This window comes from Rhodopirellula sp. UH5 (assembly GCF_056839225.1).
In genome coordinates, this window is sequence record NZ_CM166390.1 from 5933390 (window position 1) to 5947185 (window position 13796).

The 13796-nt window shown below is 58.9% G+C and carries 6 protein-coding genes; 1 reads left to right on the forward strand and 5 read right to left on the reverse strand.

The features are described from left to right. Nucleotides 1-137: 137 nt before the first annotated feature. The 4 genes from carB to UH5x_RS21070 form a co-directional block, all read right to left on the reverse strand. Complete coding sequence (carB, locus tag UH5x_RS21055) at nt 138-3389, reverse strand: carbamoyl-phosphate synthase large subunit (protein ID WP_047816049.1); 3252 nt, start codon at nt 3387-3389, stop codon at nt 138-140. Between the two features lie 358 nt (nt 3390-3747). Continuing rightward, nucleotides 3748-4800, reverse strand: a complete 1053-nt coding sequence (locus UH5x_RS21060; protein ID WP_482633575.1) for an exonuclease domain-containing protein — start codon at nt 4798-4800, stop codon at nt 3748-3750. Between the two features lie 308 nt (nt 4801-5108). Next, a complete protein-coding gene (locus UH5x_RS21065) occupies nt 5109-6608 on the reverse strand; it encodes a DUF1501 domain-containing protein (RefSeq protein WP_047816071.1) in 1500 nt (499 codons plus the stop codon). A gap of 62 nt (nt 6609-6670) precedes the next feature. Beyond that, nucleotides 6671-9310 (reverse strand): PSD1 and planctomycete cytochrome C domain-containing protein, encoded by a 2640-nt coding sequence (locus UH5x_RS21070; protein ID WP_482633576.1) that lies wholly within the window; start codon nt 9308-9310, stop codon nt 6671-6673. A gap of 354 nt (nt 9311-9664) precedes the next feature. Between UH5x_RS21070 and thrS the strand changes: the two genes are divergently transcribed. Further along, the gene (gene thrS, locus UH5x_RS21075; protein WP_482633577.1) at nt 9665-11902 is read left to right on the forward strand and encodes a threonine--tRNA ligase; all 2238 of its coding nucleotides are present in this window, start codon (nt 9665-9667) and stop codon (nt 11900-11902) included. A gap of 325 nt (nt 11903-12227) precedes the next feature. Here thrS and UH5x_RS21080 read toward each other — a convergent pair whose 3' ends face one another. After that, the gene (locus UH5x_RS21080) at nt 12228-13646 is read right to left on the reverse strand and encodes a dipeptidase (RefSeq protein WP_482633578.1); all 1419 of its coding nucleotides are present in this window, start codon (nt 13644-13646) and stop codon (nt 12228-12230) included. Between the last annotated feature and the right edge of the window lie 150 nt (nt 13647-13796).

Sequence of the window (13796 nt, forward strand, 5' to 3'; positions counted from 1 at the left end):
AGATTTTTCCGATGAACCATGTCTTTGTCGCCTGAACAATGGGGGATGAGGCCCCCATCTTAATGGCGCAAAGCATCGTCTGGGAACGGAAACAGCCGCCGGTGGGCGACTGTTTCCTCAAACGTTTCCATTTCGCTTCAGATGTTCTGAGCGTATCGACGTTGGAGTGACTCAACTTCCATCGGCGTGTCTCGCATCGCCACCATGGCTCGCACGGCCGCTTCGGCGGCGGCCAGCGTCGTGATGCATGGCACCCCGTGTTGAACCCCGGCAGCTCGGATCTTGCCCTCGTCAGTGCGAGCACCCTTGCCCGACGGTGTGTTCAGGATCAGCTGAACGTCGTCGTTCTTGAGGTAGTCGATCAGGTTCGGGTGACCCTCGGACAGCTTTTTGACGCGGGTCACCGCAACGCCAGATTCTTCCAACCGGACGGCGGTGCCCTCGGTGGCCAGCAATTCGAAACCCAAGTCGATCAGCGACTTGCCAAGCGATTCGGCGGATTCTTTGTGGTTGGCGGACAGCGACAAGAAGATCTTGCCAGATTCCGGCAGCACGGTTCCCGCAGCCAGTTGGCTCTTCGCAAATGCGATTGAGAACAGTTCGCTGACGCCCATGACTTCGCCCGTGCTCCGCATTTCGGGGCCGAGCACAATGTCGACGCCGGCAAATTTCCGGAACGGCAACACGCTCTCTTTGATCGAGACGTGGCGTGGGATCGGCTCCTCGGTGACGCCGAGTTCTTTCAGCGTTTGGCCGGCCATGACTTTGGTCGCGATGTTCGCCACGGGAACACCCGTCGCTTTGGCGACGAACGGCACGGTGCGGCTGGCACGCGGGTTCACTTCAAGGATGTAAAGTGTTGGCTGGGAGCCTTCGAGCTTGACGGCAAACTGGATGTTCATCAGGCCGATCACGTTCAGCCGAGCGGCCAGTTTGCGAGTTGCATCGCGAATTTCGGCCAGCACCGGTTGGGTCAAGCTGAACGGTGGGATGCAGCACGCCGAGTCGCCGGAGTGAACACCGGCTTCTTCGATGTGTTCCATGATCCCCATGATCACACAGTCGTTGCCGTCGCTGATGGCGTCGACGTCGACTTCGGTGGCGTCTTCGAGGAATCGGTCGATCAGCACCGGTTGTCCATCGGCGACGATGAAAGCTTCGGCAACGTAGCGAGCGAATTGGGCATTGTCGTAGCAGATTTCCATCGCGCGGCCGCCGAGCACAAAGCTGGGACGGACGAGGGCGGGATAGCCAATTCGTTTGGCTTCCACGCGTGCTTCGTCCATGTTGCGAGCGATGCCCGATGGCGGTTGCCGCAGACCGAGTTCGTCGATCAGGCTGCTGAACAATTCGCGGTCCTCGGCCGCGTCGATCGTGTCGACGCTGGTGCCGATGATCGGCACCCCGGCTTGTTCCAATCCACGCGCCAAGTTGAGTGGGGTTTGACCGCCAAACTGAACGATCACACCGTCGGGCTGCATCGCATCGCAGATGTTCAGCACGTCTTCGATCGTCAAGGGCTCGAAGAACAGGATGTCCGAGGTGTCGTAGTCCGTGCTGACGGTTTCCGGGTTGCTGTTGACCATGATCGATTCGATGCCCATCTCTTGCAGGGCAAACGACGCGTGGCAGCAGCAGTAATCAAACTCGATGCCCTGGCCAATTCGGTTGGGGCCACCACCCAAAATCACGACCCGTTTTTTGTCGCCCTTGGCTGGCACTTCGGTTTCGGATTCGTAGGTGCTGTAGTAATACGGTGTGAAGGCTTCGAATTCAGCCGCACAGGTATCGACACTCTTGTAGACCGGACGAATGTCCAGTTCCAGGCGTTTGGCACGCACTTGTGATTCCGTCTTCGACGTGATTGTCGCGATTTGACGATCCGAGAACCCTCGACGTTTGGCGTCTCGCATGGTGTCCGCATCGATTGCGTCCAGCTTGCCAATCGAGCGCAGGTTGTCTTCGGTTTCGATCAGTTGTTGCAGGTGATCCAAGAACCACGGGTCGATGTTGGTCAGCGAGTGAATCTCAGCCGCGGTCATCCCGTCTTTGAACGCGTAGCGGATGTAGAAAACGCGTTCTGAACCAGGAATCGACAGCTTCGAGCGGATTTCGTCGCGGCTGGGTTGGTCTTCGGTTCCCCAGAGATCCTTGGGATCGCTGCCGAATCCAAACGCACCGACTTCCAGTCCTCGCAGAGCTTTCTGGAATGATTCCTGGAACGTGCGGCCGATCGACATGGTTTCGCCGACCGATTTCATTTGCGTGGTCAGCGTCGCGTCGGCTTCGGGGAACTTCTCGAACGCGAATCGCGGCATCTTGGTGACGACGTAGTCGATCGTCGGTTCGAAACAGGCTTTGGTTTTCTGGGTGATGTCGTTGGGTAATTCCCACAACCGGTAACCCACGGCCAACTTCGCCGCGATTTTCGCAATTGGGAACCCCGTCGCTTTGCTGGCCAGAGCCGAGCTGCGGCTGACCCGCGGGTTCATTTCAATCACGATCATTCGGCCGGTGTCAGGCTCGATGGCGAACTGAATGTTGCTGCCGCCCGTTTCGACACCGATCTCCCGGATGACTGCCATCGAGGCGTCGCGCATCCGTTGGTATTCTTTGTCGCTCAGCGTTTGAGCGGGGGCGACGGTGATCGAGTCACCGGTGTGAACACCCATGGGGTCAAAGTTTTCGATGGCGCAGATGATCACGACGTTGTCGTCGCGGTCACGCATGACTTCCATCTCGTACTCTTTCCAGCCGATGATCGATTCTTCGATCAAGACTTCCGTCACGGGCGATTGGTCCAGCCCGTTTTGCACCAACGAGTCGAAGTCGTCTTTGTTGTAGGCAATCGCTGAGCCACTGCCGCCCATTGTGAACGATGGTCGGACGACGGCGGGCAAGCCCACTTCTGCGAGGGCTTTGCGAGCGTCGGCAAGCGTTCGGACGGTGAAGCCGTTGCAGACGTCCAGACCGATTTTGTCCATCGCCTGTTTGAACTGCTCGCGTTCTTCCGCTTTGGCGATGACCTTGGCGTTGGCGGCGATCATTTCAACGCCGTATTTTTCCAACACACCGTTGGCGTCCAGGTCCATCGCGACGTTGAGGCCGGTTTGGCCGCCGAGGGTCGGCAGCAAGGCATCCGGGCGTTCTTTGGCGATGACCTTTTCGACCATCTGCCAAGTCAGCGGTTCGATGTACGTTGCGTCAGCGGTTGCCGGATCGGTCATGATCGTCGCTGGGTTGCTGTTGACCAGCACGACCTCATAACCCTCTTCACGCAATGCTTTGCAGGCTTGCGTTCCGGAGTAATCGAATTCGCAAGCTTGGCCGATCACAATCGGGCCACTACCAATGAGCAGAATCTTCTTGATGTCGTCGCGACGCGGCACGGAAACGATCCCAAAAGAGGGCGGAGGGGCTCGAATGGCGGGCGATTCGGTTGAGAGCCACCGGCTGCGGGGGCCCTGATTCAACGACGCCTGCCGTGAAAATTTCGGGAAGGATAACACGGTTTGTCCTCGGCGCAGAGGACCGGGATCCGATCAAAATCGATTCGTCGCGAAGTCGCGGCCCGATTCACGATGCGAGCCCGAATTGGCGGGGAATTCATCCTTAGCGGCCGGTCGATTCAATCCTAATCCGAAACGTTTGCGAGGGATGGCGTGCCATTGCAACGGGCCGGTGGGTCCCTCGCTCACGCGTCGGGTTGTGAACTCGAGCAAATCAGCAAGCCGTTAGGACGAATGTTCACATTGCGATGATCATTTCCAAGAACTCCTGCTCCGTCATGATTTTCAGAGCAGTTCCCTCGGCGGCCAATTGCCGAGCGGTGGCTTCCTTGGTGCTCATCGTGCGCCCAGCCTGGATCGTTCGCGAATCCAGTTCACCAACGACGACCAAGTCCGTTTTTCGAGAAACGCTGGATTGGCACTTTCCGCCGCAACGCGAGGTCAGCAATTCGGCCTCTTCTCGCTGCAGTTTGGTCAGCAGGCCGGTGAAGACGACTTTTCGACCTTCCAACGGACGAATGAAATCCGCCCGGATCATCAACCGCTGCAGATCCACGCCGCTGTCACTGATCCCGCAGGTTCGCGTCGGGGCGGATGAGAGCGAGGGGGATGGGATGGTTGCGGTGGCGACCGTTGACCCCGCGATCGCGACGGCGGAGGCTGGCGTGGAGGGGCGTCGCGCGGACGATTTTCGTCTGCTGGAAGCACGTCGCGTCGTCGGGCCTTTCTTGCCCCATTCGCCGGCCGTTCCTCGCGAAAGGGAGAGCTTGGATTCCAATTCTTCGAGGCTGGTCACGCCCGAGTCTTCTGCTGCCGCCAAAGCGATCTTGGCACAGGCAACGGAATCCTCGAGGGCATCGTGGTGACGGAACCGAATGCCCAACCAATCCGACAGCGGTTTCAAACCAAACCGAGGTTGCTGGGGCCAAGTCCGCCGAGCGATCGCTCGCGTGCAACTGTATTGCATTTCCGGAACGGGATGATCATGCGATTCCAAGCACGCCATCAACACGCCGAGATCAAAACTGGCGTTGTGAGCGATCAAGCAATCGTCACCCAGCGTGGATTGGATGTCCGGCCAAAGCTCGCCAAATTCGGACTCGTCACGCACCATGCCGGGGGTGATGCCGTGAATCTGAATGTTGGCTGGTGAAAACACAAACGGTCGCGGCCGAATGAGCCAACTTGCCGAGTCAACGATCTCACCGCCGCGAACACGGACCGCCGCCAATTGGCAAGCACTGTCGGAGCGACGCGTCGCCGTTTCAAAATCGATTGCGGTGAAATCCATGACGCAGTTCTAAGTCCGCTCGCATTGGGAGTGTCCTGGATTGCTCCGCAATCCAGCCTGGCGTGTGCTCCAAAATCCTAGTGCCGGCGGAACAAATTGACCATGCTCGATCTCTCGATGCGTCAGTGTTCTCGAGGCTTCCGACCCGGGCGATCCACGAGAACTCCGCCGGAGCCATGCATGCAAACTCGCCCCGGACGGGGCCGTCGTGAATGAAGGACGCGTCTCGACTTGGTTTTGGCAACACCGTCTTCGACCGATTTCAAACAACGGTGAATCGTCGAGGGGGTGCGATTCGCGATTTGGCATCAGGCCAATATGTCGTGGATGACATGGGCTTCTTCCACACCCGTCAAACGTTGATCCAGTCCCAGGAATGGGAACGTCAGTCGTTCGTGGTTGATTCCCAGTTGATGCAGGATGGTGGCGTTGAAATCGCGCACATGAACCGGGTTCTCGACCACGTTGTAGCTGAAGTCATCGGTGACCCCGTGGGCGATGCCGCCTTTGACGCCGCCGCCGGCCATCCAAGTGGTGAAGCAACGTGGATGGTGATCGCGTCCGTAATCCTTGTGCGTCAGTTTGCCTTGGCAGTAAGTCGTGCGTCCAAACTCGCCCGCGAACACGACCAGGGTGTCATCGAGCATCCCCCGCTGCCGCAAGTCGCGAATCAGTGCGGCACAGGGTTGATCCACGTCGTACGCCTGGCCACGGATTTTCTTGGGCAGGTGCGAGTGGTGATCCCAACCGCGGTGAAAAAGTTGCACGAACCGCACGTCGCGTTCGACCATGCGGCGTGCCATCAAACAGTTGCGTGCGAACGAGCCGCTCTTGTGAACTTCGGGGCCGTACATCGCCAAGGTGTCTTCGGTTTCTTGGCTCAGATCAGTCAGTTCGGGCACAGACGCTTGCATCCGAAATGCCATCTCTTGCTGCGCAATGGTGGTCAGGATTTCAGGGTCACCGCTTTGCTGCATGTGTTGGCGATTCAGATCCGTGACCAGGTCCAGCATCTTCTGCCGGCTTTCGCGGTTCACTCCTTGGGGATTGGAGAGAAACAAGACGGGATCACCGGAGGGTTGGAACGAGACGCCTTGATGTTTGGAAGGCAGATAACCCGATCCCCACAGGCGACTGTAGAGCGCTTGGATGTTGGCTTTGTCACCGCTCCAAAACGCCGAGTTGAGGACGATGAAGTCGGGCAGGTTTTCGTTCATCCGGCCGAGGCCATAGCTCAGCCAGGATCCCAGGCTCGCTTTGCCGGGGATCTCGGATCCGGTGCAGAACAGCGTCTTGCCAGGGTCGTGATTGATCGCGTCGGTGTGCGTGGAACGAATCAGGCAAATGTCATCGATCACGGTTCCAAGGTGCGGCAACAGTTCGCTGAGGTGGACGCCGTTTTCTCCATGTCGAGAAAATTCAAACATCGATGGCGCGATGATTTGTTCCTGGCCGCGAGTCATCGCGGTGACGCGTTGCCCGTTGCTGACGCTGGGCGGCAGCGGCTGTTTGAACTGCTTGGCGAGCTCGGGTTTGTAATCAAACAAATCCATTTGGCTGGGAGCCCCCGCCATGAACAGGAAGATCACCCGTTTGGCTTTGGCGGGAAAGTGCAGTCCCGCCATTTCGCCCGCTTTTAAATCCGCTGCCACGGGCTTCTCCGCCGAGACGGCTTCGTTGGCTTGTGCCCGCGCGACGATCGAACCCAACGCTGCCGCTCCCAGTCCCATCCCGGCGTGCTGCAGGAACTGTCGCCGGCCGGACAGGTTGGCGAGGGTTGGAAGAGCGTGGTTTTGAGAGACGTTCATGGCGAGGTCATTGAAGAGGCAGGTCGAATTCGGCGATTTGGCTTGCGGGGCGAAGCGGGAGGTCATTCCCTGGTTCGAACACAATCCAGATTCAAGATGGAATGGACCACCATCGTCCATGCGGCCAAGCGGATTTGGTCGGGCACGGAAGTCACGGACTGGACGGCTGGGGCCGTGCATCGTTGCACGAGCGCGGTGGCTTCGGCCGGCTGTGATTCATACAACGTTTGAAAGGTGTCGAGCGATTGTGACAACGACTCGAGAGCCGCGTCGGTTGGCGGACGCGACGTGATCGTCTCGTAGGCAGCGGCCAAGCGTTTTTGATTGCCGCCCTCGTCGGCATTCAGCGATTCATCATCGAGCAAGCGTTTGGAAAATGTCGTCGACGCGCTGAAAAACTGAGGCTCGTTCATCATCATCAACGCTTGCAGCGGCGTGTTGGTGCGTTCTCGCCTGGCGATGCAACTGTCACGGTTGGGGGCATCGAAAATGGTCATTTGTGGCGGTGGCAAACCTCGCTTCCAAAACGTGTAGACGCTCCGACGAACTGTTTTTTCGCCCGAATCGGGGACGTAGCTGTTGGGATACGAAGTTGGCATCGCAACGATCTTCCACAGGCCTTCCGGTTGCGGTGGTTTGACGCTCTTGCCGTACATCGTGGGGCTGAGGAGTCCACAGACGGAAAGCACTTGGTCGCGAATGACTTCGGCATCCAGTCGATAACGTGACCCACGAGCCAGCCACCGGTTCTGCGGGTCGGACTTGTAGTCGTCCGACGGTGCGATCGACGTTTGCTGGTACGCCTGCGTGTTGACCATCGAACGCATCAACGCTTGCACGTTCCAGCCAGATTCGATGAAGTCGATGGCCAGGTGATCGAGCAACTTGGGGTGCGACGGCAGCTGCCCTTGAGCGCCGAAGTCCTCGGAGGTTTTGACCAACCCCACGCCGAACAATTGTTGCCAAAAACGATTGACCGCGACGCGTGCGGTCAACGGGTTGGTAGGATCGACCATCCAGCGTGCCAGGTCCATCCGCGTTTTGGTGGCGTTTGGGTCATCGGTCGTTGGCATCGGTGGCAAGAACGAAGGCGTGTCGCGGCTGACCACTTCGCCGGGGGCATCGTAAGCACCCCGGATCAGGATGCGAGCCGGGCGGATTTCCGCTCGTTCTTTCATCACCAAGGTTGCGGGCACATTGACCAAGATGCCATCACGTTCTTGGTTCCGCTTCGCGATCACGGCTTGAACCTGTTGCAGTTTTTGCTTGCGTTCTTCCGGTGACATTTCCGGTTCGGCTGGCGCGGGGCTTTCCTCCTCAGCCTTCTCCTGGCTTGGCTCGACCGTCCCAGAGGGAGGGTGGGAATTGGTTGCATCCGGGTTCGCAACGCTAGGAGGCGGTTCGGTCTCTTTTTCTTTGCCGTTCGTTTCTTTCTCGACCTTCTCGGCAGCGGGTTCTTCTTTCTTGGGAGGATCCGGTTTGGGTTGCAAGTCTTTGGCTTCGGTTTGCAAACGGGCGATCTCGTCGTTCAAACGAGCCAACGTTTGTGCTTGTTCGTCCGATGGGAGTTCGATGAACGGCGGTTGCAGCCCGCGCTGGAAATCGGTGCCGCGACGTCCACCCGTTTCAGGGCCGCCATCAAAGTTGTTGAAGAATGCGTACAGCGAGTAAAAGTCTTTCTGTGAGATCGGGTCGTACTTGTGGTCGTGGCAAACGGCGCATTGCAGGGTCAGCCCCATGAAAGCCGTGCCCACCGCCGATACCCGGTCGACGACATTTTTCATGAAGCTTTCTTCGGGCAAGGCTGTCCCCCGATCGATGATCAAGTGCAATCGGTTGAAGCCCGAGGCAATCAGTTGATTGACGCTGGGATCGGGATGCAGATCGCCGGCAAGTTGATCCACAATGAATTGGTCAAAGGGCAAGTTCTCATTGAACGAACGGATCACCCAATCGCGATACGGCGTCATCTCGCGGTAGTGGTCGTGGTGCATCCCGTTGGTGTCCGCGAATCGGACGAGGTCCAGCCAGTAGCGGGCCATGTGTTCGCCGAACGCGGGTTTCGCAATCAGGCGGTCAACGAGGTCCGGGTAGGCGGTTTCGGAGTCGTCGTTCAGGAACGCGTCGATCTCTTCGGCGGTCGGTGGCAACCCGGTGAGGTCCAGCGAAAGGCGGCGGATCAGAGTTCGACGATCCGCTGTCGGTCGAGGTGAGAGTCCTTTCGATTCCATCTTGGAACGCACAAAGCGATCGATGGGGGAGGTCCAGTCGGCGTCCACCAACTCGGGCAGCGCAGGTGGGGTCGGAGCGACGAACGACCAATGTGTTTCGTAGGGAGCACCCTGTTCGATCCATTGTTTCAGAATCGCGACTTGCTCGGGCTTCAGCGGTTTGTGCATGTCCGGCGGTGGCATGATCGAATCGGGATCCTCCGAATCGATCCGCACCAGCACCTCATCCAGGTCGGCTTCGCCCTCGACGTCCAGTCGGAATCCTGCGGCGTTGTGGTTCTCGTCGGGGCCGTGGCAAGCGAAGCAGTGGTTCGAAAGGATCGGACGCACGTCTTCTTGGAAGGAAACCTCTGGGGCGACCGTTTGTTCTGCTTGGGCCGTCGTGCAGCAGGCCAGAACGATTGCCGCCCCGAGCGTCAGTGCGATCGGATTGGCAGTCGGGAAAACCACGGAGAGCGAGGACGCAGGCATTCGCAAGGCGGGGGTGGCGAGGAGCGAATTGGGAGGGCAGGAATTGCATTTTGGTCCACGGGCCGCCATGTCGCAACTGAATCAGGTGCTCTGGCCGTGCGAAGTGGCGAGGATTGCCGTGTTTCAGGGAGGCTGGTTCGCAGCCTGCAGAGGGGACGGGCCGCCTGGGTTCGGCCAGGGTATTGCTCGGGAAATGGGGGCACGGGCGCTGGCTGACGTCGGACGAAAGAACCGTGAAACTCAGGGCGAACTCGAACTGAACTTCTGCTGTCCCCCCCTGACCCGCTATTCTTGACGGTCGATTCGCGACTTCGTATCTCGCGACCCATCCTTGTTCAGAAAGAAAATTGTCTGATGTCCTCTGATTCCCCCTCGCCTTCCGTCTCCCCCTCCTCCCAGGCCGCTGAAGTTCAAGTCCGTTTGCCGGACGGTTCGCTGAAGACCCAACCCGCCGACGCCACCGCGATGGACGTCGCGAAAGAGATCAGCGAAGGCCTTGCCCGCAGTGTCGTGGCGGCCGAAGTGGACGGCACGATCGTCGATTCATTCCGTCCTCTCGGCGAAATGGCCGACGAGGAGAATGTGGTTCCGCTTCGTTTGCTGACCACGCGTGATGAATCGGCGCTGGATGTCCTGCGTCACTCGGCGGCCCACGTGATGGCTCGCGCGATCATGCGAATCTACAAAGGCGTTTCGCTGGCGTTCGGTCCGACCACCTCGGGTGGTTTCTATTACGACTTCGATATGCCGGAGAAAATCAGCGAGGATGATTTTCCAAAGATCGAAGCGGAAATCAAAAAGATCATCAAAGCCAAAGAACCGTTCGAACGCTTTGTGCTCGATCGCGACGAAGCTCGCAAGCTTTGCGATGACCTCGATCAAGACTTGAAGGTCGAACACATCGAAACCGGTTTGGGCGACCAAGCCACGGTCAGCTTCTATCGCCAAGGCGAGTTCGTCGACCTGTGCCGCGGACCTCACATCCCTCACGCGGGCATGATCAAAGCGATCAAGCTGCTGAGCGTTGCTGGGGCGTATTGGAAAGGCGATGCCTCGGGACGTCAGTTGCAACGAGTCTACGGCACCGCGTTCTTTGACAAGAAAGAACTGAACAGCTACCTCGAACAGCTCGAGGAAGCCAAGCGTCGCGACCATCGCGTGCTCGGCAAACAACACGGCTTGTTCGCGATCAACCCCGAAGTCGGCCAAGGTCTGTGCCTGTGGTTGCCCAAGGGAGCTCGCGTTCGTGTCACGCTGGAAGACTTCTTGCGTCGCGAATTGCTTTCACGCGGTTACGACCCGGTCTACAGCCCGCACATCGGTCGCGTGGAAATGTACGAAACCAGCGGTCACTTCCCTTACTACCGCGACAGCCAGTTTGCTCCGTTGTTCGGCAGCGAAGTCGGTGGGTTGCTGGATGCCTGGAGCACTCGTCTGGACAAAGATGATTTGTCCAAGGATGACGAAGACAAGTTGGTTGCCGCCGCGGAAGTGTTCGGCGTCAAGTTGCCGGAGTACAAACCGTCGGCATCCAACGACGCGAAAAAGGACGTGCTGCATCGTTGGCAACTCAATCATGAGCGGTACTTGCTCAAACCGATGAACTGCCCGCACCACTGTCAGATCTTTGCTGCCCAGCCGCGGTCGTACCGTCAGTTGCCGTTGCGGTTGTTCGAGTTCGGAACCGTTTATCGCCACGAGCAAACTGGCGAACTGAACGGGATGATGCGAGTGCGTGGTTTGACGCAAGACGACGCGCACATCTTCTGCACCGCCGATCAAGTCGAAGAGGAATTCCGTGCGACGATTGAGCTGACCAAGTTCGTTCTTGAGTCCGTTGGGCTGGATGATTACCGCGTGCAGTTGTCACTGCGGGATCCGGACAGCAGCAAGTACGTTGGCAGCGAAGAAAACTGGGATCATGCCGAAGGTGCTCTGCGAGGCGTGCTGGAGCATTCCGGTTTGTCGTTCAATGAAGAGCCCGGTGAAGCGGCGTTTTATGGCCCCAAGGCGGACTTCATGGTGCGTGACTGCATCGGTCGTTCGTGGCAGTTGGGAACTGTGCAGTTGGATTACAACCTGCCCGATCGCTTCAAGCTGGAATACAAAGGCAACGACAACGCGACTCACCGTCCCGTGATGATCCACCGGGCCCCATTTGGTTCGCTGGAACGATTCACCGGGATGTTGATCGAGCACTTTGCCGGTGCGTTCCCGATGTGGTTGTCACCCGAGCAAGTTCGTGTGTTGCCGTTGTCGGACAAGTCCGTCGAATACGCGACCGCGGTGGCCAAGCAATTCGACGAAGCCGGGTTCAAGGTCACCGTCGATGCGTCTGATGGCAAGGTCCAAGCCAAGATCCGCAACGCCCAAATCGACTTGGTCAACTACATGGCCGTCGTGGGGCCGAAGGAAGCCGAGTCGGGACAGGTTGCGCTGCGTGACCGAATCGAAGGCGACCTGGGATCGATGCCGATCAAAGAAGCCATCGCGCGTCTGCAAAAAGAAGTCGAGACGCGTCAGGTTCGTCAGGCCGTCAAAGGCAGCACGGTGTCGATCGCCGAATCCGGCGGCGCCGCGACGGATTATTGATCGCGGGTTTGCCGCCGCAGGCGGGCTTCGCGAATGCAACCGCGGAGCGGTGAGATTTTCCAGCCTCGGGTTTCAACCCGAGGTCTTGGGCGGCGACACGAAAACCGGCCAGCCGCGGAGTGGCGACAGGTGATTGCGACGTGTTTCCGGCTGTCGTCGCTCCGCGACTTGGGTGGCGCGGGTGGCGTCACGAGACCTTGGGTTGAAACCCAAGGCTATCGGATGCCGTCGCTCCGCGACTGGTTGCGTTGGATCTGATCGTGACTGGTCTGATCGCGACCGGTCGGCCGGGGACGGAACCGCGGAGCGGTGACATCTTCCCGCTTCACGCCGAGGCGATGGCTTGCCAGAGCGAGGCCGAGGCTTGGATGCCGCGGTGGAAATCCTCGAGTGAGAACTTTTCATTGGGGCTGTGCGCGGCATCGTCGTTTTGGCCCCAACCGAGAAGCAAGCAATCGCACTTTAGAACTTCTTGGAATCGAGCCAGGATCGGAATCGAGCCGCCTTCGCGAATCATCACGGGGGGTGTTCCGAAGGCATTCTCGATCGCGACGCTGGCTGCCTTGGCGTAGCGGCTGTTTGCGTCCGCGAGCATGGCACCGGCACCGTGATCTGGTTTCAGTGTCCAACGAATGCCCGGCGGGCAATGACGTTCGAGGTGGGATTCGATCAGCCCAGTCAGTCGTTTCGGGTCTTGGTTGGGCACCAATCGGAAGCTGAACTTCGCGGAAGCCTTGGCTGGCAGAACCGTCTTCACGCCTTCGCCTTGGTGTCCGGAGGTCAAGCCGTTGATGTCGAGCGAAGGACGAGCCCAGCGTCGTTCATCGGTGGTGTAGCCTGCTTCGCCGTGCAGTTCGGACGCACCGACGCTGCTGGCGAATTCCGCATCGTCGGCACCGAGCTTCTTCCAAGCCTCGCGTTCGATCTCGGGAATCGGTGCGACATCGTCATACATTCCATCGATCGCGATCTTTCCATCCGCGTCCTTCATGCTGGCCAGCAACTGACACAGGGCCATGGCGGGGTTGGCGACCGCGCCGCCGAAGCTGCCGCTGTGCAGGTCGTGACTCGGTCCATCGACGAACAATTCGTACGTCGCGATCCCTCGCAGGCCGCACGTGACGGCGGGGCGACCCGGTCCGTACTGGCTGCTGTCGCTGACCACAACGACGTCGCAGGCCAATTTTTCGGCGAGTTGGGGCAACCAATCGTCCAGGTTCTGGCTGCCGACTTCTTCTTCCCCTTCAATCAGAAATTTGATTTGCAGCGGAAGCGGTTGGCCAGTGGCGACCCAGTCGCAAACGCTTTGGATGTGCGTCAGGACTTGCCCTTTGTCGTCCGTCGCACCGCGAGCGAAGACTTTGCCATCGCGGACGACGGGTTCGAACGGTGGGCTGGTCCACAGTTCCAGCGGTTCCGGTGGCTGAACGTCGTAGTGCCCGTAGACCAGGGCCACGGGGGCTCCGGGAACGGGTGGGGTGGAGGCGACCAGCAGTGGGAACCCGTTGGTGGAGATGGATTCGGTTTGCAGGCCGGCCGCGTTCATTTTTTCAAGCAGCCAATCGGCGGCACGATGCACGTCGTCGCGGCGAGACGAGTCGCTGCTGATGCTGGGGATCTTCAGCCACTCAATCAACTCGGCTTCGTGACGCTGCTTTCCGTCGTCCAGTCGCGACTGAACCTCCGTGGGCAAGGGGGAGGCGGAGGGAGTGCCAGGGGTGGCAGATTGTTCGGGTTGGGACATCGATTTGCATTGCGAAAGAGAATCAAGCGGCGTGCCCTCGAATACGGAAAAATCCGTAATTGAGGACTAACAGGTCTATCTGGACGTCCTTACAATAGCACTTCGCAAACCAAAACAGGACCACCAAGCGGCAGGGTAACACGCCGCTGA